Annotated in this window: 21 protein-coding genes; 20 read left to right on the forward strand and 1 reads right to left on the reverse strand. The window is 45.0% G+C overall.

Features of this window, described 5'->3' with window-relative positions; all coding sequences use genetic code 11:
• Window positions 1-52: 52 nt before the first annotated feature.
• The 18 genes from trpE (at window position 53) to ACE1TF_RS12730 (ending at window position 17,298) form a co-directional block, all read left to right on the forward strand.
• Entirely contained in the window at window positions 53-1,555 is a 1,503-nt protein-coding gene (gene trpE / locus ACE1TF_RS12645; RefSeq protein ID WP_375017229.1) for an anthranilate synthase component I, read from the forward strand.
• Window positions 1,552-2,574: an anthranilate phosphoribosyltransferase gene (trpD, locus tag ACE1TF_RS12650; protein ID WP_375017231.1), complete on the forward strand. Its 1,023-nt coding sequence runs from the start codon at window positions 1,552-1,554 to the stop codon at window positions 2,572-2,574. Before trpE ends, trpD begins: the two co-directional genes overlap by 4 nt.
• On the forward strand, window positions 2,564-3,346 hold the full coding sequence (gene trpC, locus ACE1TF_RS12655; protein ID WP_375017233.1) for an indole-3-glycerol phosphate synthase TrpC: 783 nt from the start codon (window positions 2,564-2,566) through the stop codon (window positions 3,344-3,346). Before trpD ends, trpC begins: the two co-directional genes overlap by 11 nt.
• Entirely contained in the window at window positions 3,336-3,971 is a 636-nt protein-coding gene (locus tag ACE1TF_RS12660) for a phosphoribosylanthranilate isomerase (RefSeq protein WP_375017235.1), read from the forward strand. The genes trpC and ACE1TF_RS12660 overlap by 11 nt, the downstream gene beginning before the upstream one ends.
• Window positions 3,964-5,154 (forward strand): tryptophan synthase subunit beta, encoded by a 1,191-nt coding sequence (trpB, locus tag ACE1TF_RS12665; RefSeq protein WP_375017237.1) that lies wholly within the window; start codon window positions 3,964-3,966, stop codon window positions 5,152-5,154. The genes ACE1TF_RS12660 and trpB overlap by 8 nt, the downstream gene beginning before the upstream one ends.
• Window positions 5,155-5,158: 4 nt before the next feature.
• Window positions 5,159-5,959: a tryptophan synthase subunit alpha gene (gene trpA / locus ACE1TF_RS12670; RefSeq protein WP_375017239.1), complete on the forward strand. Its 801-nt coding sequence runs from the start codon at window positions 5,159-5,161 to the stop codon at window positions 5,957-5,959.
• Window positions 5,960-6,043: 84 nt separating this feature from the next.
• The gene (gene hisC, locus ACE1TF_RS12675; RefSeq protein ID WP_375017241.1) at window positions 6,044-7,132 is read left to right on the forward strand and encodes a histidinol-phosphate transaminase; all 1,089 of its coding nucleotides are present in this window, start codon (window positions 6,044-6,046) and stop codon (window positions 7,130-7,132) included.
• Window positions 7,133-7,164: 32 nt separating this feature from the next.
• The gene (locus tag ACE1TF_RS12680) at window positions 7,165-8,280 is read left to right on the forward strand and encodes a prephenate dehydrogenase (protein WP_375017242.1); all 1,116 of its coding nucleotides are present in this window, start codon (window positions 7,165-7,167) and stop codon (window positions 8,278-8,280) included.
• Between the two features lie 11 nt (window positions 8,281-8,291).
• Window positions 8,292-9,578 carry a 3-phosphoshikimate 1-carboxyvinyltransferase gene (aroA, locus tag ACE1TF_RS12685; RefSeq protein ID WP_375017243.1) on the forward strand — a complete coding sequence of 429 codons (1,287 nt, stop codon included), beginning with the start codon at window positions 8,292-8,294 and terminating at the stop codon, window positions 9,576-9,578.
• 480 nt (window positions 9,579-10,058) lie between these two features.
• Complete coding sequence (locus tag ACE1TF_RS12690) at window positions 10,059-11,321, forward strand: tetratricopeptide repeat protein (RefSeq protein WP_375017245.1); 1,263 nt, start codon at window positions 10,059-10,061, stop codon at window positions 11,319-11,321.
• A gap of 13 nt (window positions 11,322-11,334) precedes the next feature.
• Window positions 11,335-11,808, forward strand: coding sequence for a YpiF family protein (locus ACE1TF_RS12695; RefSeq protein WP_042397639.1), 474 nt, complete (start codon window positions 11,335-11,337; stop codon window positions 11,806-11,808).
• A gap of 193 nt (window positions 11,809-12,001) precedes the next feature.
• Entirely contained in the window at window positions 12,002-12,502 is a 501-nt protein-coding gene (locus ACE1TF_RS12700; RefSeq protein WP_042397641.1) for a Rieske (2Fe-2S) protein, read from the forward strand.
• 14 nt (window positions 12,503-12,516) lie between these two features.
• A complete protein-coding gene (gene qcrB / locus ACE1TF_RS12705) occupies window positions 12,517-13,188 on the forward strand; it encodes a menaquinol-cytochrome c reductase cytochrome b subunit (RefSeq protein WP_042424044.1) in 672 nt (223 codons plus the stop codon).
• A 46-nt stretch (window positions 13,189-13,234) separates the two neighbouring features.
• A complete protein-coding gene (locus tag ACE1TF_RS12710) occupies window positions 13,235-14,086 on the forward strand; it encodes a menaquinol-cytochrome c reductase cytochrome b/c subunit (RefSeq protein WP_375017248.1) in 852 nt (283 codons plus the stop codon).
• 70 nt (window positions 14,087-14,156) lie between these two features.
• Window positions 14,157-14,762 (forward strand): DUF1405 domain-containing protein, encoded by a 606-nt coding sequence (locus ACE1TF_RS12715; RefSeq protein ID WP_042397646.1) that lies wholly within the window; start codon window positions 14,157-14,159, stop codon window positions 14,760-14,762.
• A 67-nt stretch (window positions 14,763-14,829) separates the two neighbouring features.
• On the forward strand, window positions 14,830-15,615 hold the full coding sequence (locus ACE1TF_RS12720) for a sporulation protein YpjB (protein ID WP_375017250.1): 786 nt from the start codon (window positions 14,830-14,832) through the stop codon (window positions 15,613-15,615).
• Between the two features lie 66 nt (window positions 15,616-15,681).
• Complete coding sequence (locus ACE1TF_RS12725) at window positions 15,682-16,368, forward strand: zinc metallopeptidase (RefSeq protein WP_042397655.1); 687 nt, start codon at window positions 15,682-15,684, stop codon at window positions 16,366-16,368.
• 522 nt (window positions 16,369-16,890) lie between these two features.
• Entirely contained in the window at window positions 16,891-17,298 is a 408-nt protein-coding gene (locus ACE1TF_RS12730; protein ID WP_042397658.1) for a hypothetical protein, read from the forward strand.
• 1,062 nt (window positions 17,299-18,360) lie between these two features.
• Here ACE1TF_RS12730 and ACE1TF_RS12735 read toward each other — a convergent pair.
• Window positions 18,361-19,233: a YitT family protein gene (locus tag ACE1TF_RS12735; RefSeq protein ID WP_042397660.1), complete on the reverse strand. Its 873-nt coding sequence runs from the start codon at window positions 19,231-19,233 to the stop codon at window positions 18,361-18,363.
• Between the two features lie 103 nt (window positions 19,234-19,336).
• On the opposite strand from ACE1TF_RS12735, the gene ACE1TF_RS12740 reads away from it, so the two are divergent.
• Both ACE1TF_RS12740 and dapB read left to right on the forward strand, forming a co-directional pair.
• Entirely contained in the window at window positions 19,337-19,681 is a 345-nt protein-coding gene (locus ACE1TF_RS12740; RefSeq protein WP_042397796.1) for a nucleotide pyrophosphohydrolase, read from the forward strand.
• Window positions 19,678-20,460, forward strand: coding sequence for a 4-hydroxy-tetrahydrodipicolinate reductase (gene dapB / locus ACE1TF_RS12745; RefSeq protein ID WP_042397663.1), 783 nt, complete (start codon window positions 19,678-19,680; stop codon window positions 20,458-20,460). The genes ACE1TF_RS12740 and dapB overlap by 4 nt, the downstream gene beginning before the upstream one ends.
• Window positions 20,461-20,463: the final 3 nt, after the last annotated feature.

Genomic DNA, 20,463 nt, shown 5'->3' on the forward strand with positions numbered 1-20,463 from the left:
ATTTTTCAATCGATTACCCTCCACTTCTCCATTGACGAGAGGTGAACCCCAAATGATAACTTCGTTTACGACTTTCCAGCAACAATCCGAGAAATACCGACATGTACCTGTCATTCGTCAAATGTTTGTAGACACGATCACCCCAATTGAACTTTATCAGCGTTTAAGCGATGAGGCGGTCTGTTTACTTGAGAGCAATGACGAGTCGTCAGATTGGTCGCATTATTCTTTTATCGGATTGGACCCAGCCTTTGAATTAACCGAAAAAGCAGGCCAGTTTCAATTTACGAGCCGTACAGGTGATTTAATTTTTTCTGAAAAAAATCCGGTCGTTGCTTTTCAACGCGCATTTCAACACGTGAATCCTTGTCCAGGGAAGGAGGCAGACGTACCTTTCCCAGGTGGGGCAGTAGGTGTGCTTCCTTATGACAGTGTGAAACACCTAGAGAAATCCTTAGTGTCTGAAAACGATACAGATGATGAGAGTATTCATTTTGTTTTTTGTCATACGATGATTTGTATTCATCATAAACAATCATCGATCTCAGTTATTCATTACGTTGATACAAGGGAGCAAGACGACGAGCAGGCTCTCTACAATTCAGCGGTTAATAACATCAAAACGCTCGTAGAGCGAATAAATACGTCAGATGAACAATCGTTGCCCGTAGACTTTATTCACCCTGTTTCCCCAGACTGGGCGTCTATTCAATCCAACTATACAAAACGAGAGTTTATGCGAGATGTGGATCGAATTAAGGAATACATTCAAAACGGTGATGTTTTTCAAACCGTGTTATCGCAGCGATTCCGATATGAGACGGGGGTTTCTGCTTTTACGATCTACCGTGTATTGCGTCGAGTGAATCCTTCTCCATACCTTTTCTTCCTCAAAATTGGTGACAAAGAGATCGTTGGAAGTTCTCCGGAGAAGCTTGTTGGTGTTGAGGATGGTCAAGTGGAAATTCATCCGATTGCCGGTACACGAAAGCGCGGATCAACTCAAGCTGAAGATGATCGGTTGAAACAGGAGTTATTGGCATCAGAGAAGGAATGTGCCGAGCATCAGATGCTCGTAGATCTAGCAAGAAACGACATTGGGCGAGTGTCAAAGTATGGAACGATTTACTTGCCGGTGTTAATGGAAATTGGACTGTTTTCCCATGTGATGCACATTATCTCTGTCGTAAGGGGGCAGTTAAACGATAGCACTCATCCCCTCTCTGCATTGATGGCCGGTTTTCCGGCAGGTACGGTGTCTGGGGCACCAAAAGTGCGAGCGATGGAAATTTTAAAGGAGTTAGAGCCTACCAAACGCGGGATCTACTCTGGGGGCATTGCTTACCTCGGGTATAACAATGTCGTAGATTCGTGCATTGCTATTCGGACGATGGTCGTTCGCAATGGAGAAGTTACCGTTCAAGCGGGAGCTGGAGTCGTCGCGGATTCCGTTCCTGAAGAAGAGTACGAAGAGACGAGAAACAAAGCGGCTGCTTTGTTTAGTGCCATTCAGACAGCTGAGAAGATGTATGAGAGAGGAGCGGTAACAAAATGAAAGAGCAATTAACACAATTGATGAGCGGCAAGACTTTTACTGAAAGCGAAGCAGAACGCATCATGTTTGAAATGATGAATGGACAGGTGCCAGAGACACAAATGGCGAGTCTGCTCTCAATTATGAGGTTTCGTGGCGAGAGTGTTGAAGAGTTAACGGGGTTCACTCGAGCAATGAGAGCGAAAGCGAAAGAAGCGTGTCTCGAATATCCGGAGCTTCTCGACACGTGTGGTACTGGTGGCGACCAGAGCTCTACGTTTAATATTTCTACAGCGTCGGCGATCGGTCTAAGTGCCCTCGGTGTAGCGGTTGCAAAACACGGAAATCGCTCCGTCTCATCAAAAAGTGGCAGTGCCGACGTGTTAGAAGCGTTGCAAATGCCTGTCATTCATGAACCAGAACAGTTGAATGGCCAACTTGAGCAATCGAATCTCGCTTTTTTGTACGCACCGCTATATCATAGCGCGATGAAGCACGTTTCCAAAACGAGACAAGAACTTGGGTTTAAGACAATATTTAACTTGCTCGGGCCACTTACAAACCCTGCAAACGCTTGTTACCAAGTGATCGGAGTATTTGACGCGAATTACGGCAAGAAAATGGCGGAAGTGTTAAAGCGACTAGGTACAAAACGGGCATTGTTTGTTACTGGAGAAGATGGGGTTGACGAGATTACGATTACAGGTAAAACAACCGTTACAGAACTTCATAATGGCAACATCCGCTCTTATGAGATTGAGCCCGAAATGTTTGGGTTTAGGAGGCATCCTTTATCAAGCATCCAAGTCGATTCAATTGCTGAAAGTGCCTCGCTTATTCGAAACGTATTCAAAGGTTCAGGTCATGAAGCGGCAAGGTCAGTGCTCGTCATGAATATGGCCGCAGGTTTGTATGTGAGCGGCAAGAGTGAAACACTCGTCGAAGGGGCAACAATTGCCGAGAAATGCCTGAAGGATGGAACGATTGACAATCACTTTCACCAATTAACGAAAAAGGCAGGGGAAACATATGCTTCCTGAAATTGTTCAACGTAAACAAAAAGATTTAGAGCAGTTTATCATGCCAGAATATATGAGAAACAACAAACAACCGCTTAGCCTTAGTACCGCTTTAACAAAAGGCGCAAACAATACAGGTGTTGGCATTATTGCTGAAATAAAAAGAGCGTCACCTTCAAAAGGGTGGATCAAACAAGACTTGGACGTCTCGGGCCGTGCAATTGCCTATGAGAATGGGGGCGCAGACGCTATTTCTGTTCTAACAGACGAGCCGTACTTTAAAGGAAGCAACATCGACCTACAGTCCGTTCGTGCTGCCACCAACCTACCGATCTTAAGAAAAGATTTTATCGTTGATGAGAGACAGATTGAAGAAAGCTACCGGATCGGGGCAGATGCAATCCTTCTAATTGCCGCAGTGCTTAGCGGCTCACAAATCCAGTCCTTTACTGAGAAAGCTCAGCATTTCGGATTGGAAGTACTTGTAGAAGTTCACAACGAGGACGAAATTCAAGAAGTTTTTGCCTATAGTCAACCAGAACTGGTCGGGATTAATAATCGCAACCTAAAAACCTTTGAAACATCCATTGAAAAAACAAAAACGTTGGCAAACTATGTACCGAAAACGTGTACAATTGTTAGTGAAAGTGGTATTCATTCCCGTGAAGATGCTTCGTTTGTTCGTGGTGCAGGTGCAAAGGCTTTACTCGTTGGCGAGCATCTCGTCAAAAGCGGTGACCCGCGTGAGGCGATTAGGGATCTAAAGGCGGGTGCCTCGGAACATGTACATTAAATGTTGTGGAATGATGTCAGAGAAAGACGTTAACGATGCAATTTCTTGTGGTGCTGATGCCGTCGGGTTTATATTTACGAAAAGTCGGCGTCAAGTTCGAAAAGAGGACGTTCGGGACTGGCTTTCTTCATCTAAAGATGCTCCTGTTGACCGCGTAGGCGTGTTTGTGAATGAGTCTGCAGAAACCATTCAATCCGTTATGAATGTAGCGAATTTAGACATTATCCAGTTGCACGGGGAAGAAACGCTCGAAACAGTCCGAGAAGTGAAAGCAGTGACGGGGAAGCGTGTGATTAAAGCGTTCCCACATCAAGGAGATACGCTTCAACAGCTCGGTCACTACGCCGAGGACGTGGACATTTTCCTCATTGATGCAGGCACGAACAGTCAACGAGGAGGGACGGGGAAGGCATTTGATTGGAAGCACGTGCCTCCGTATATTCAATTGGCAAACCGGCTCGGAATACCGATATGGATTGCAGGGGGAATTAATGAGCAGAATGTAGCGACATTATGCGCATACCGACCTGATGGTGTAGACGTATCCAGCGGTATTGAAAAAGATGGTGTAAAAGATAAACCAACAATGCGTAGGCTGATAGGACAGGTGAAAGATCATGGCTAATGAGTATCCAGATGAAAGAGGACGTTTTGGCGACTTTGGCGGAAGGTATGTACCTGAAACGGTAATGGCGGCTTTGGAAGAGCTGCAAGCGGGTTTAGACGAAGCGCTAAAGAGTGATGCGTTTCAAGAGGAGCTAAGAGAAGTGCTTCATGAATATGCGGGTCGGCCGACACCACTTACGTATGCCGATCGGTTAACTGCGGATGTGGGTGGGGCGAAGATTTACTTGAAGCGAGAAGATCTTTTGCATACGGGCGCTCACAAGATTAATAATGCCCTTGGACAAGCGTTACTTGCACAGCGGATGGGCAAGAAGAAAATTGTTGCAGAGACGGGTGCTGGTCAACATGGCGTCGCTACGGCAACAGTTGCTGCCAAGTACGGTTTGTCGTGTAAGATTTTTATGGGTGCGAAAGATATGGAGCGGCAAAAGTTAAACGTTTTTCGCATGCGGCTTTTAGGTGCAGAAGTGATACCGGCAACGAGTGGCAGTCAAACGCTCAAAGATGCGACCAATGAAGCGATTCGCTACTGGGTAGCGAATGTGGAAGACACGATGTACCTCATCGGTTCGGTTGTTGGTCCTCATCCTTACCCGTATATGGTACGAGAGTTTCAGAAGGTCATTGGTGAAGAAGCTAAACGTCAACTTCAACATCATCCAGATGCGGTCTGTGCATGTGTAGGTGGAGGAAGTAATGCGATTGGAATTTTCACACAGTTTCTCGCCGATAAGTCTGTCTCGTTGTACGGAGCAGAAGCTGGAGGGAAAGGCATTGACACCCCCCATCATGCGGCGACGCTTTCTAAAGGAGATCGTGGGGTAATTCACGGAGCACTTACCTATCTAATGCAAGATGATTCCGGCCAAATTATTGAGCCGTACTCCATATCTGCAGGTTTAGACTACCCAGGTATTGGCCCTGAGCATGCTTATTTAAACGATGCTGGGCGTGTTGTGTATGAGGCGGTTACCGACGAAGAAGCAATGGATGCGCTACTTTTACTCACAAGAACAGAAGGGATTTTACCAGCGATTGAAAGTGCCCATGCCCTCGCTCTTGCCATACGAAAAGCAAAGCAAATGCCAAATGATGAGACGATGCTCGTCTGTTTGTCGGGTCGTGGAGATAAAGATGTAGAAACCATTCAACGCGCTGTTGATGAGGGGAAGGAGCAGTGAGGTCATGAAACGTGTCGAACGAGCAGCAAGAGAGGCGAAAGGTCAATTGTTTATCCCGTATATTGTCGCAGGAGACCCAACACCCAAAGCAACGGTAAAACTAGTGAGCATGCTAGAGACTAGTGGAGCCCATATTGTTGAGCTTGGTGTCCCGTACTCAGACCCTCTTGCGGACGGACCAACAATTCAAAATGCAGCCAAACGAGCATTGGATGGGGGAATGTCACTCAAACATGTATTTTCTCTCGTCGAAGACATACGAGCTCGTGGCGTGCATATTCCGATCGTTTTGTTTTGCTATATAAATCCTCTGCTAAAATATGGCATTAAAGACGCAATAAAAAAAGGTAAAGAAGTTGGCGTTGATGGCTGGTTAATTCCAGATTTACCTTTTGAAGAAAATGAAGAAATCAAGCGCACTTGCCATGAGCATGAAACGGAACTAATTTCGTTAGTTGCACCAACGTCCAAACATCGCGTCCAAAAAATTGCTGAGCAAGCGGAAGGGTTCTTATATTGTGTTTCGAGTCTTGGAGTGACAGGTGTAAGAGAATCTTTAGATCCGAATTTAACGGAATTTGTCACGACAGTCGAGCAATATAGCTCGGTGCCGATGGCCGTGGGTTTTGGAATTTCTACACGTGAGCATGTTAAAACCATTCATAGACAAGGTTACGGAGCTGTGGTCGGTTCTAAAATTGTATCAGAGATAAGTGAGCGAAATGAGGCGTTATGTTCCTCACAAAAGCAAGACGAAGCCATCGAAGAAATAAAAACGATTGTTCAATCCCTCGTTTCGTCGTAAACTATAAGGAAAGCTAAATTGATGAGAAGACGAACTGTTCTTCTCTTTTTTTCTTACGAACAGAATATTCGGAAGGTGATGATTATGAAAGTAAAACTAAAGCCAACGGTCGATCATCTCACGCCTTATGAGCCAGGTAGACCTATGGAAGCAGTAAAGGCTGAATATGGACTGACTGAAGTGATTAAACTTGCTTCCAACGAAAATCCTTACGGAGCCTCCAAAGATGTGGAACAGTTCCTTCAAAATCCTTCTCCTTCTCAAATATACCCTGATGGACATGCTGCGAGTTTACGCAAGACTGTCGCTGAACACTTGGATGTTCAGGAAGATCAACTGCTTTTTGGTGCAGGATCAGATGAAGTGATTTTGTTTTTATGCCGTGCCATATTAGGACCAGGCACGAATACGGTCATGGCTACCCCCTCGTTTTCCCAGTACAAGCACAATGCCTCGATTGAAGGCTGTGAAATCATTGAGGTGCCATTGACGTCCTCAGGGGATCATGATTTAGAGCGTATGCTCGCAGCAATAAATGAGGAGACGAGAATTGTTTGGGTATGTAATCCGAACAATCCTTCTGGCAACTATATTAATCAGGACATGTTTTCTTCTTTTATGAAGAAGGTTCCTGATCATGTGCTCGTTGTGAGCGACGAAGCGTATGTGGAATATGTCGAAGCACAAGATTATCCCGATACAATTCCGATGCTTGAAACGTACGACAACCTCCTTATTCTTCGGACATTTTCAAAGATGTACGGTCTTGCAGGATTAAGAATTGGGTACGGGGTCGGTCACCGTGACCTTATTAGTAAGGTTGAACCGCTACGTCCGCCGTTTAATACGACGACGATTGCTCAACAAGCAGCCATGATTGCACTAGCTGATACAGAATTCGTTCAGCAATGTTACGAGAAGAACCGCGCGGAGAAGCAACGGTTGCGGTCTTATTTTGAAGAACAAGGCTATAATGTTTATCCGAGCGAAACGAATTTCTTACTCGTGAACGTTCAAAAAAACGGAAGTGAAGTATTTCAAGAGCTGATGAAGCAAGGAGTGATCGTTCGTTCGGGAGTACCGCTCGGTTTCCCAGAATGCATTCGTTTAACAGTAGGAAGTAAAGAAGAAAATGATACACTGATACGTGCTTTTAACCATTTGTACAGCTAACGTATTGCGTAGTAATTGAAAGGGGAAGCACCTTGAAGAAAACGATTGGAATCATTGGGATGGGACTGATTGGAGGTTCGATTTCATTAGGAATAAAAGCGCGCCACGGGAAAGATGTACACATCGTAGGTGTGGATGTTGACCAGGTCGCAGTAGAAGAAGCGATGAGGTTGGGCGTTATTGATGAAGTAAGCCCAACGGTATCACAATTAGCGAGTGAGGCAGATGTTCTCGTTATCGCTACACCGGTTTCTAAATCTATAGAGATGTTAACGGAAACATTGATGCGTGTGCCCCTTAAAACCGATTTAATTATTACGGACACAGGCAGCACGAAGTCAACCGTTTTGCAAGCAGCTGAACCGCTCGTAAAAAGAGGCGTTACCTTTATTGGGGGACACCCGATGGCAGGCTCTCACAAAAGTGGCGTTCAAGGAGCGAGGCATGACTTGTTCGAAAATGCCTTTTATATCCTCACTCTGCCAAAGCAAGATGAGAAAGAACGAGCCGCTAGTGAAGAGATTCAAAGGCTTTTAGCTGGAACGAATGCTCGCTTTGTAGAAATGGGTCCTGATGAGCACGATGAAGTTGCTGGTAGTGTCAGTCACCTACCGCACATTGTTGCTTCTGCGCTCGTTCATCAATTGCACAAAGTTGAACAAAGCCAGCCGATGATTCGGGACCTTGCAGCAGGAGGATTTCGCGACATTACACGGATTGCGTCGGCGAATCCTGTCATGTGGCGAGATATTTTGTTGCAAAATCGTGAAGTTTTGACACAGATGATGGCAGAGTGGCAGCAAGATATGGAGAGCATCACCGAGCTGATTAGGCAAGGAGATGCTGAATCTTTGTTTTCGTTCTTTGATGGTGCAAAGCGTCACCGCGACGCTCTTCCAGTGAAGACATCTGGTGCCATACCCGCGTTGAAAGATTTGTATGTAGATGTACCCGACCATCCGGGTGTAATCTCGGATGTCACGGGTATTCTTGCTGAGCATGGAATTAGCATTACGAACATTCGAATTATCGAAGCCCGAGAAGACATTATGGGTGTGTTAAGGCTCACCTTCCGCACGACGACTGATCGAGAACGAGGACAAAAATGTCTAGAAAACGAGCATTTTTCAACATATAAAAGTGAGTAGGGGTGGAGACGATGACAACACAAGTGATCCAGCGGGCAAGACCGCTAACAGGAGCAGTCTCTGTTCCTGGGGATAAATCAATTTCACACCGAGCAGTGATGTTCGGAAGCATTGCACATGGGACGACGAGAATACGTGGCTTCTTGCAAGGTGAAGATTGCAAAAGTACTATCCATTGTTTCAGGCAGCTTGGTGTCAACATTCAAGAAGTGGCAGACGAGATTGTCGTTCTAGGAAAAGGGCTTGAAGGTCTTACAGAGCCGAAAAGTCAACTCGATGTCGGAAACTCCGGTACAACGATTCGCCTAATCATGGGCATTCTTGCGGGTGCACCGTTTTTTTCAACAGTTGCAGGGGACGCGTCTATAGCGAAGCGTCCGATGGCAAGGGTGACGGAACCTCTCGTCAGTATGGGGGCGCAAATTTGGGGCAGAGACGAAGCGAACCTTACACCTCTTGCGATCAGAGGAACGAAGCTTCACGGAAAAGACTATACGACTCGTGTCGCAAGTGCACAAGTAAAAAGTAGCATCTTACTTGCAGGTTTGTTTGCTGATGGCCAGACGTCTGTGACTGAGCCTTCCCGCTCAAGAGATCATACTGAGCGCATGCTTGGCGCATTTGGTGCAAAACTTGACGTCCAGGACACGCGAGTGACAATCGCAGGAAACCAAACGCTGCAATCAGCGGATGTAAACGTGCCGGGGGATATATCTTCTGCTGCTTTTTTGCTCGCCGCAGCGACACTCGTACCCGATAGTAAACTTCGCATTAATGAAACGGGCATGAATCCAACTCGCGCTGGGATTATTGATGTATTGAAAGCGATGGGCGGCCAACTAAACATTGAGAATGAGAGAATAGAGAGCGGAGAGCCAGTCGCTGACTTCGTTGTTCACTATGCGAATCTTGTCGGAACGACAATTGATCGCGAGCTCATTCCGAGACTTATTGATGAGATTCCCGTCATTGCCGTCTTAGCAACACAAGCAGAAGGAACAACCATTATCAAAGACGCCGAAGAACTAAAGTATAAAGAAACAAATCGTATTGATACTGTTGTGAACCAGCTAAACGCAATGGGAGCGAATATTGAGGCGACATCTGATGGGATGATCGTTCACGGCCCAACACCTTTGACCGGATGCGAAGTAGAAAGTTTTGGTGATCACCGCATTGCTATGGCATTTGCTGTCGCTGGATTGGTTGCATCAGGGGAAACGATCGTTAATGATGCTGGTGCTGCTGACGTATCATTCCCTAATTTTTTTAAACTGCTTCAAGACGTGCAATCATAACTTTTTGTTGCGTTTTTCGAGCTTGATCAAAAAGAATAGGTTAGAAAGAGATCGCTCTGGGGAGAACGAAAAATGTTCTCCCCGGGCATTTTTTTGAGGCGATAAAAGTTGAACTAAAGTAATTCACTGACTTTCCTTTCCATACGACGGCATAGGAAGATCGGCTGTTCTTTACGATTACAAACAAAACATTTTAAGAAGATAAATTTTGGAAAACCCCTTGACGTTTACAGAATAATGCGTATACTAATAGTTAGCGTATGGTTTCTCTCCACTCCTATCCATAACCTAGAGAATTTTATTTCTCGACCTGAATTGTAAGCGTTTACGCGATGCAATTCAGGTTTTTTTGTGCAATGTTCACGTTGTTGTCGTATTCGATCCGTAGCCATTCTACGGGTTTTTTTGGTATAATAAAGATCCGAAGGTCTAAGGTTGATCGGAATTAAAAACAGATCTAGCGGAATCGGAGGTTTGACATTGCTCGAAAAAGTAGAAGAAGCCATTAAGCGGATTGAGTCTGGGGATGTTGACGAGGGATTATCGCTTCTTCAAGAAGTCGTTTCCCGCGGTGACGCTGAGGCGAGATTTCAAGCAGCTTTCGTCTATCAAGAACTCGGACACGCGAACGAGACGGTTGCGATTGTTGACAATTTATTAGATGAATTCCCAGGTGAGGGGAGTTTGCTTACGCTAAAAGCGGAAGCGGCGATCGACCTTGGTGATGAAGATACGGCCATCGGAAGTTTGGAACAGATCGATGCAAACGATGAAGTTTTTGTAGAATCGCTCATGCTTTTGGCTGATTTGTATCAGTTGCAAGGACTTGAAGAAGTGGCAGAACAGAAGTTGTTATTAGCATATGAGCATGCACCTGATGAAGCGGTTTTATTGGCAGGCATAGGGAGTTACTATGTTGAACGAGGCAACTATCAAAAGGCGATTCCCTTTTTAAAGCAAGCGGTTGCCAATGGGTTTGACCTTGAAGAGGCGAACCTTTCTCTCATGCTCGCAGAAGCTTATAGTGGCACGGGTGCGTTTGAGACGGCATTGTCATATTATGAACAAGCCATCGATGAACGAGCAGAGCCTCGGGCGTTATTTGGCTATGGACTGACAGCACTTCGTGCAGATGATTCAACGCTCGCTATTGAACAGCTGGAAGCTTTAAGAGAGAAAGACCCTGCCTACTCTAGCCTCTATTTACCACTCATTGAGGCATACGAAAAAGAGAATAAAATTGGCTTGGCCAAAGAGGTTGCAGATGCTGGCATTTTGCAAGACGAAGAGAATGAACAATTGTATGTCGTGAAAAGTCGTCTTGAGCAAGATGATCAGCCTGATCTAGCAAAACCGGATCTTTACCGAGCGCTAGAGCTCAATCCAGGTAATTTTCAAGCAGCTAAATCTCTATTGGACCTTCTGTTTGAAGAAGAGGAAACAGAAGAAATGTATCGTGTAATTGAAAAGCTGCGTGATGCTGGGGAAGAAGACCCGCTGTATACGTACTACAAAGGCAAGGCAAAGCACCTTGAAGATGAAGTCGAGGAAGCGCTTGTTTTGTATGAAGAAGTGCGTAATGAAATAAGAAATGACGGAGAAGCTATGGAAGAGTTCGGCTATCTCCTCATCGAAAATGGTAGACGCAAAGACGGATTCGAAGCACTCCGACAAGCCGTCATACTTCAAGAAGACAACGCAGGCTTGGCAGCTTATGTCGAGCGTCTAATACAGGAAGATTAGGAGTGTAACAAGCATGAGATGGCAAACGACTGATGTCGATACGTACCAACAATCTAAGGCTTATGTGGACACGATTCTCGTGCCGCTTGTCCCCGTATCGTTGGATGATGAGATGAGAAGCAAAGTGGCGATGGGGGAGTACATCTCTTTAATTACGATGGAGATGGAGAAACAATTTCGAGGGAGGTTGCTCCAGTTGCCACCCCTTATGTATCCATCAACAGAATCAGAAGAAAGTATTGGAGAGCGTCTTAGTATATGGGTCGATGAATTTCGAACTCATGAAGTGAAGCATGTGATTTGGCTCACTTCGGACCCACGTCTTAAGAAACTAGAAGACGTGGCGCCAGGTCTTTTATTATGGATTCCGCACTTGCCAGTAGAGCACTTGGATCCGAATTATCGCACGAAAACGATACGCGACCAAATGCAACAACTTCTACCTGTCGTCATGGATGAATGGCGGAAAGAAGACGGTCTTGTATAGTTTTCGTAAAATAGCACTGTGAAAAGATTGACATGTCCAAAACGGCTACGCTATCATGTATATGTCTTAGTCTTATAAATGGAACAGGAGCGAATCTTGGTTTGCCGCGTGAAGAGTTTCACAACTGCCCTTGATCACGCTCTGCCACAGTGCAAAGCAAGCATTGATTTTGCAACGTAGGGGGGGAACATAAGTGAGTGAGAAGAACCACAACGTATCTAGACGTCAATTTCTAACTTATACACTCATGGGTGTAGGCGGTTTCATGGGTTCAGCGATGATTATGCCCATGGTTCGTTTTGCGGTAGATCCAATCTTGCGAGCAGAAGCTGCAAGTGATATGTACGAGTTAACTGAAGTTGAGAACCTAACAGATGAACCGCAATCATTTCCGTTATCATTTGAGCAAGATGATGGTTGGGTAACACAACAGGTTGAAGAAACGGTTTGGGCATACCTCGATGGTGAAGATGTTGTTGCATTGTCGCCAGTATGTACACACCTTGGTTGTACGGTAAGTTTTGGAGGAGATGAGAGCAACCCTGATCAGTTCTTCTGCCCTTGCCACTTCGGAAGGTTTGAACAAGACGGAACAAACGTGCCGGGCACACCGCCAACGGAACCGTTGCACCGCTATGAGCACGAAGTTCGCGACGGCATTGTCTATGTCGGGCGGCCACAATCACAACAGTAGGAGGGGCACGACGAATGTTACAACGTATTTACGATTGGATCGACGACCGTATCGATATTACGCCGATCTGGCGTGACATTGCCGATCATGAAGTGCCTGAGCACGTAAACCCGGGTCACCATTTCTCGGCCTTTGTCTACTGCTTTGGTGGTCTGACGTTTTTTACCGTCGTCATCCAAATCCTCTCCGGAATGTTTCTTACAATGTATTACGTTCCGGACATTGTTAATGCACACGCGTCGGTAGAATACTTACAAAGTGAAGTTGCCTTCGGGATGATTGTTCGCGGCATGCACCATTGGGGTGCCAGTGTTGTTATCGTCATGATGTTCCTGCATACTTTACGCGTTTTCTTTACCGGCTCATACAAGAAACCTAGGGAAATTAACTGGGTTGTCGGCGTACTTATCTTTTTCGTGATTTTAGGACTTGGTTTTACGGGATACTTACTACCTTGGGATATGAAGGCTTACTTTGCGACACAAGTAGGACTTGAAATTGCCATAAGTGTTCCGGTCATAGGTGATTTGCTCGGAGAATTACTCGCCGGTGGAGAAATCATTGGTGCACAGACGCTTACACGCTTCTTTGCCATCCATGTGTTCTTCTTACCAGGAGCACTACTCGGTTTAATAGCTGTTCACTTTATTATGATTCGTAGACAGGGCATCTCCGGTCCACTATAGGAATTAGCGAGATTGCCCCTCAATCAACATCAAAGGAGGGGAACAGATGAAACGTGGAAAAGGGATGAAGTTCGTCGGAGATTCCAGAATCCCCGATCGCGAACATCGCATGAAGAATATACCTAAAGATTATTCGGAGTACCCTGGCAAGACAGAAGCATTCTTTCCAAACTATTTGTTAAAAGAATGGCTTGTTGGTGCAGTATTCCTCATTGGGTTCCTTTGTTTAACGATTGCTCATCCAGCACCACTTGAGCAAGAAGCTGACCCGAATGCCACCGGTTATATCCCGGTACCAGACTGGTTCTTCTTATTCCTTTACCAGTTGCTAAAGTATGAAGCAGCCGCAGGAGCCTTCACTGTTTTAGGTACAGTGGTTATCCCAGGTCTTGCGTTCGGTGCGCTAATGCTTGCTCCTTGGCTTGACAAAGGTCCAGAGCGTAGATTATCTAAGCGACCGATTGCCACAGGTATGATGCTTCTAGGTTTTATCTCTGTTGCTTACTTAACATGGGAAGCTGCAGATCAGCACGAATGGGGTGGAGCGGCTTCCATTGACGATGATGTCAGGGAAATTGATACGACCCATCCAGGTTATGATATTTACGTCGAAGAAAGTTGTATTGCCTGTCACGGTGATAATATGGAGGGGACCGCCATGGGACCTGACTTATATGACTTGGCATATGACGAAGAAGGCGTAGCGCAAATCGTTGTTGAAGGAATTGGCGAAATGCCTGCTGTTATTGATGCAGATCAAACAGAAGAAATTGAAACCATTTCTGAATATGTTGTAAGTGGTGGCGGCACGAATGAAGGTGCTGGCGGCGCTGAAGGCGATGAAGACGCAGAAGATACAGATGATGAAGAAGATGAAGATGAAGACGCTGATGAATAAGCGTCCGAAAAAAAGCTGACACGTTTGTCAGCTTTTTTTCTTCATCATTACATAAAGTGAGGATGAAAACATGATAAGAGCGTTGATTCATGTCGTTGGCCATCCGTATGGATTGTGGGCATTATTCTTTATTAATGCATTTGGTACGCTTTATGGTTTTTTATGGTATGAAAGTCAATTGATGGTTACTCCACCGATATTCTTGCCATTTGTGCCAGATAGTCCAACGGCAAGCTTGTTCTTCACGATCGTGCTTGCGGCGTTACTGTTGCGTAAAAACCTTGGACTGATTGAAGCACTTGCAGCGGTCACGTTAATAAAATACGGCATTTGGGCCGTTGTAATGAACGTAGGTGCGGGTGTGATGGGGGCGCCGCTATCGTTCCAAAATTATATGCTCATTGCCTCCCATGCAGGCATGGCTCTTCAAGCATTATTATTTATGCCCTATTTTCGGATTAAGCCATGGCACTTGCTCGTCGCTATGATCTGGACCGTACATAACGACATTATCGATTACGTGTATGGCATGCACCCTGGTGTGCATAGCGTACTCATGCCGTATATTGATCATATCGGCTATTTCACTTTTTGGCTCGGTTTAACAGCTGTTTTCACCACCTATATGTTGAGTATTCGCACCGACCGATACCAATTAAAACTACCGCGAATTTGAATGATGGTCTACTCTTGTCCAATGGCTCATAGGCTAGAATAGTTGGACAAGAGAGGGGGCTCTTTTCGTGCGGGCGTTTATAAGAGTCGTTATTCCCTTTATTTTGGTGTTCGTAGTTTTACATGGAGCAAAGATTGCCGGTGCTGCAGAACGTCAAGATGAGTGGGTGAACATTGATACAAAAGCTGAAGAAATCGTTTTACTTGTAGAAGAGGAAAAGTATGAAGATGCAAGGCTCGTTCTTCGATCATTATCTACACCGCTAACAAGAGCTGACTATGAATCGGCCTCATTAAATATTCATGATATGGGCATCATAATTAGGAATTATGAACGGACCGATGAAGCATTAACAGCTGCGAATATGCCTCATGAGGAGCGTTTGATGGCAGCAGAGCGTTTTTATTATTTAATTGACGCCGTCATCCACCCGCATCAACCCGCTTGGTTGGATACGAGAGAAGACGTTTTTGCGCAGTTAGAAGCGGTGCAACGAGCCTCTAACGAATCTGATCCGACTCGTTTCCAACACGCGTGGAATGAATGGGTCGTCCAGTTTCAAGTGGTGCGTCCAGCGATGATGCTCCGAACATCCCAATCCGAACAAGAAGAAATTAGATCATTACTATCGTTTATGAGCGAGCATAGCCATCGCCTTTACGATGAATCTGAAGCTGAGCCCTTTTTTAAGGCATTAACCTATGAACTTAACCGAATGTATGACATGGAGCCTAAATCGAGTAGCTCGTCGCTGCTTATGGTTATTTTTATCGTCGGTGGTTTCATTGTGACGAGCCTTACTTATGCTGGTTGGAAGAAATATAAAGGTGAAAAAGAGCGTGAGCGAGGCTGATTCTTTGACGAGCGAATGCTTTCTTAATAAAATAGTAATATACCATCCATTATGGAGGTGAATCGCATGTTTAGTGGTTTTTCATTTATTATTTACTTTGCTTTGTTGCTAATTATTCCTCTCTATGCCCAGGCGAGAGTGAAATCAACGTATAGTAAATATTCACAAGTCCAGAATAGCCAAGGATTGACAGGTGCTGAAGTTGCTAGGCGGATTATGGAAGACAATGGCATATATGATGTAACGATTGAGCCTGTTAAGGGTAAGCTTACCGACCATTACGACCCGTCAAAAAAAGCTGTTCGGCTATCTGAAGATAACTATTACGGAACTTCAATTGCCGGTGCTGCAGTTGCTGCACACGAAGTGGGTCACGTCATTCAAGACGCTGAAGATTATAGCTTTATGAGACTGCGTTCGAGGCTTGTACCGTTTGCAAGCATCGGCTCGAACTTCTCATTTATTTTCATACTGGCTGGCATTATTTTGCAAGCACAAGGTCTTTTGCTTGCCGGTATTGTATTTATGGGGGCAGCTGTCTTATTCCAACTCGTTACACTTCCTGTTGAGTTTGATGCCTCTAACCGAGCAATGGGTCAAATGACGGCTTCTGGCATTATTCGAAATGATGAAGAACGAGAGTCAAAGAAAGTATTAAATGCTGCAGCACTCACCTATGTCGCTGGTGCACTCGTTGCAGTGCTAGAACTTGCACGTTTCATTATGATGTATGTAGCTGCAGGTGACGATTAAGTATTTCAAACACCGCAATCGTTAAACACTAACGTTTGCGGTGTTTTTTGATTGAATGGACATACCGATAGCTAAAGTGTGGCATAGTGACTCTAACTCATTCGCTCGACTTGGAGTCATGCCGAGAGAATGAGGAAAAGGGCAGTCATCTTCTCGAGGTAATTATTAGGGACTTGGCGAATTTTTATAGAGTTGCACCTGTTTTGCGCGAACTTCTAGACAAAAGTGGAGAATTGATGCCGGCCGTATGCTCTGAAGAGTATGGTTGCCACAGCGAGCACAACCGAAGCGCAGTGAGGAATGATATCGCCCTTATACACTGGAGTGCCTAGAAAACACGGTGGGTGATTTTTAGCCACCGATGTTGCCCTTTCGCTCTCATGTCGTTGAGATCAAGCACACGGGTCGCTACTTCCAAGTGTTTTATTATCCTTTGTTTTCGGGAAAGGACGAATGTTCAAAGACTACAATACGTTGCACACGATGTGTATGAGTGGGTAGTGAAAGTGAGGGGCTGTGAAGATGTTCGTATCCAAGTTTCGATTCGTTCTCATATTGTTAAGCCTCATGGCAGGTTGTGCACAGGAGGAACAACCAGAGTTAGAACTGGATATTCCGTACGAAGCGAAAGGTGTGACATTTTTCATTTATGGAAATGACGATCAGCCTCACCTTACCCTCGATCGGGACACATCGTTTGCGCTTCGAAATCTCATTAACGACATGGAAGCAGAAAGTGCAGACGTCTTATTAATTGTCGATCCTGATTACATGGTTGACCTAGGTGGAGGATCGGAATTTCGAGTGTATGTTCAGCAGTCGTCCGTATTGTTTTCAAATCATCGTGAACCAGGAGAATTGTATTCAGTGGAGGGGAATATGGCTAAAAACCTTATTCAGCTGCTAAGTGAATCACATGAGCACCCTTAAAAGTGAGAGCAGGCAGAGTAAAAAAGAGCGACTCGATCGCTCTTTTTTTGGATGATATAGGATGAACGAAAGGCATTATTGGACGCCAGGTTGGAGAGGTTGCATCGTGATTTCATACGATTTGACCGTTATGAGAAAACTGTCCTCATATCCCTTTCCGTAGCGAAATTACTCCAATGGTGTATATACCGAGCGGGGCAGGGCAAGCGACTCGATCTCGTGAACATCGATTTGGAACTAGATTGTCGTTCAATTTCTTTAATGTGCTGAATCTGATTCCATAATTGGATGTTTGGAACTAGATGACCATCGATTGGAAGCAGAAAAAGGGAAAACGGTCACATATGAGTGAATCTGGTTCCAATCGGTGATCCTTTGGAAACATTTTTTCCATTTTGCGTTAGAAACTGCTCAGGTCAGTGAAAAAGCACATCACTATTTAAAATCCTCGTTAACCGAAACGAACCATCTCATTCTATGCGGGGGTTCGGGTAACATAGCGCATTGAAAATGTATATGGTCCCATCACTGATGCCAGGCACTGAGCAAGGTGTAGAGCTAAAACTTTAGCTAACTAGACGTCCTAATTGGCACCCCCCGCCTTATCGACACTCCGAGTTTTCTAAGTAAAAGCGAGAGGTCACTAAAAGAAGTGTGTCACTTTCTTCATAACTCACTCATGTGAGACATCCTGTCCAACCTATTTCGAGAGGGTTCATTTTCCAAGCTTTTATCGCCCTCGTCGTAAGACCAAAGGGTTCGGCCGCCCCTCCGCGGTGGTAGATTTTGGGGATTGATATCGCCCCTTATACTCGGGAGTGCCTAGAAAACACGGTGGGTGATTTTTAGCCATCGATGTTGCCCTTGTACTTTGGAGTGCCTAGAAAACACGGAGGGTGATTTTTAGCCACCGATGTTGCCCTTGTACTTTGGAGTGCCTAGAAAACACGGTGGGTGATTTTTAGCCACCGATGTTGCCCTTGTACTTTGGAGTGCAAACTTCCGCCTGCAGTGAAAGTCAAGCACTAAACAGTGCAAACTACGAATCTCTAACGTTTAACTTTATTGATACGGTCGTTTTTCATCATCGAGTGTAAAGCCTTCTCCAGCAACATCTTGTACGTTGGAAATGGTAATAAACGCATGGGGATCGACGTTTTCTACGATCGCCTTTAGTCGAACGGTTTCGTTACGAGCGATTACACAATAAAGAACTTCCTTCTCTTTGCCTGTATATGAGCCTTTTCCTTGCAAGATCGTTGCGCCTCGCTCCATCTCCATGAGAATAGCGTCGGCTACAGCGCCAGTATTTTCAGAGATAATAAATGCCGCTTTGCCAGAATAAGCGCCTTGCTGAATGAAATCAATAACTCTAGCGGCTACAAATACGGCAACGAGGGTGTACATTGCTTGACGGTAGTCTAAGTAAATTAATGATGCGGTAATGACGAGTGCATCAAACATAAACAGTGTTCTCCCCATGCTCCATCCGAAATACTTGAAACCGAGTTTGGCGATAATATCAGCACCGCCAGTTGTACCCCCATAACGAAAGACGATGCCAAGACCTGTTCCAATGAACACGCCTGAAAATAGTGCGGCGAGCGTCAGGTCATCTTGTAACGGAAGCTGAATCACTTGAACTGCTTGAAATATCCATAGAAATAATGACAAGCCGAGGGTGCCGATAATTGTATAAACGAACAAGGTACGCCCGAGCACTCGGTAGCCTAAAATAAACATAGGTATGTTGAGTACAATATTCGATAAGGCAGGGTCAATCGTCCACACGAAATAAAGAATCAGTGTAATTCCGGTAAATCCCCCGTCAGCTAAACTGTTTTCCATGTTAAAATAGACGAGTCCGAATGATACGAGCGCACAACCGAGCAGAATGAAAAAGATCCGCTTTGTATGTATGAGTATGTTTGCCACAGAGCTTCCTCCTACTTTCGGTACTATAGACGTTCATATTATAGTGGAAAACAAGACGAGGAGCAAATCTGCTTCAGTCTACACGATGCGAATGGGTGATACGATGACGTTGAAAACGATGAACGATATGCAAGAAGATGTGGACCGTTATATTGGGCAGTTTAAAGAAGGGTACTTTTCCCCGCTGTCGATGCTTGCGCGGATGACCGAAGAAGTCGGAGAACTTTCCCGAGAAATCAATCACGTATACGGCGAGAAGCCAAAGAAAAATGAAGAAGCCGACAAAAAAATCGAAGAAGAAATGGGCGACATATTGTTTGTGCTCATTTGTTTTGCAAACTCTTTAGATGTGGATTTGTCAGAGAGCTTCGACGAAATTATGCACAAATTTAATACAAGAGATAAAGATCGTTGGACACGCATTGAAGAAAGTGAGGAATCAACATGATACAAATTATACTTGCAGGACCACGAGGCAAAATGGGCAGCGCTGCACGGCAATTGATTGCGAACACTGCCGAGTTTGAGGCGGTGGCGTATGTAGACCGAAAATCAAAAGAAGAGACAGGGTTTGACCCAGAAGGAGTTCCTTTATATACAAGCATTGAAGAATGCTTTAAAGATGATGTGCATGCGGATGTACTCATTGATTTGACGACACCAGAATCAGCTAAAGAAAACTTAAAACAAGCGATTGAATACAACATTCGTCCTGTAATTGGGACGACAGGTTTTAGTGAACAAGAAATTGATGAGTTGCGTAAGCAAACGGAACAAAAAGGCTTGGGGGCGATGATTGTCCCGAACTTCGCGATCGGAGCGGTGCTCATGATGAAGTTCTCACAAATGGCAGCGAAATTTTATGAAGATGTCGAGATTATTGAGCGTCATCATGATCAAAAACTTGATGCGCCTTCAGGAACCGCATTAAAAACAGCTGAACTAATCTCTCAAGTGAGAAACGAGAAAAAGCAAGGGCACCCTGACGAACAAGAAACGTTAGACGGAGCAAGAGGTGGCACGTACCAAGGGATGCCGATTCATAGCGTTCGCCTACCTGGACTTGTCGCCCATCAAGAAGTGATTTTCGGGGGCAATGGTGAGACATTCACATTGCGTCATGATTCAATCGATCGTTATTCGTTTATGCCGGGTGTGAAATTGGCAGTCGAGACGGTTATGTCGGCAAAAACATTGATTTATGGTTTGGAACAAATCATCGACTAGTTG

Source organism: Geomicrobium sp. JSM 1781026, assembly GCF_041949955.1.
In the GTDB taxonomy this organism is placed as follows: domain Bacteria; phylum Bacillota; class Bacilli; order Bacillales; family Marinococcaceae; genus Geomicrobium_A.

Excerpts from the sequence above, each read along its gene's own strand:
- trpC (WP_375017233.1), top strand. The coding sequence starts at position 2,564 with ATGCTTCCTGAAATTGTTCAACGTAAACAAAAAGATTTAGAGCAGTTT.
- ACE1TF_RS12695 (WP_042397639.1), top strand. The coding sequence starts at position 11,335 with ATGAGATGGCAAACGACTGATGTCGATACGTACCAACAATCTAAGGCT.
- ACE1TF_RS12710 (WP_375017248.1), top strand. The coding sequence starts at position 13,235 with ATGAAACGTGGAAAAGGGATGAAGTTCGTCGGAGATTCCAGAATCCCC.
- ACE1TF_RS12715 (WP_042397646.1), top strand. The coding sequence starts at position 14,157 with ATGATAAGAGCGTTGATTCATGTCGTTGGCCATCCGTATGGATTGTGG.
- trpE (WP_375017229.1), top strand. The coding sequence starts at position 53 with ATGATAACTTCGTTTACGACTTTCCAGCAACAATCCGAGAAATACCGA.
- aroA (WP_375017243.1), top strand. The coding sequence starts at position 8,292 with ATGACAACACAAGTGATCCAGCGGGCAAGACCGCTAACAGGAGCAGTC.
- trpA (WP_375017239.1), top strand. The coding sequence starts at position 5,159 with ATGAAACGTGTCGAACGAGCAGCAAGAGAGGCGAAAGGTCAATTGTTT.
- hisC (WP_375017241.1), top strand. The coding sequence starts at position 6,044 with ATGAAAGTAAAACTAAAGCCAACGGTCGATCATCTCACGCCTTATGAG.
- trpB (WP_375017237.1), top strand. The coding sequence starts at position 3,964 with ATGGCTAATGAGTATCCAGATGAAAGAGGACGTTTTGGCGACTTTGGC.
- dapB (WP_042397663.1), top strand. The coding sequence starts at position 19,678 with ATGATACAAATTATACTTGCAGGACCACGAGGCAAAATGGGCAGCGCT.
- qcrB (WP_042424044.1), top strand. The coding sequence starts at position 12,517 with ATGTTACAACGTATTTACGATTGGATCGACGACCGTATCGATATTACG.
- ACE1TF_RS12730 (WP_042397658.1), top strand. The coding sequence starts at position 16,891 with ATGTTCGTATCCAAGTTTCGATTCGTTCTCATATTGTTAAGCCTCATG.
- trpD (WP_375017231.1), top strand. The coding sequence starts at position 1,552 with ATGAAAGAGCAATTAACACAATTGATGAGCGGCAAGACTTTTACTGAA.
- ACE1TF_RS12660 (WP_375017235.1), top strand. The coding sequence starts at position 3,336 with ATGTACATTAAATGTTGTGGAATGATGTCAGAGAAAGACGTTAACGAT.
- ACE1TF_RS12725 (WP_042397655.1), top strand. The coding sequence starts at position 15,682 with ATGTTTAGTGGTTTTTCATTTATTATTTACTTTGCTTTGTTGCTAATT.
- ACE1TF_RS12740 (WP_042397796.1), top strand. The coding sequence starts at position 19,337 with ATGACGTTGAAAACGATGAACGATATGCAAGAAGATGTGGACCGTTAT.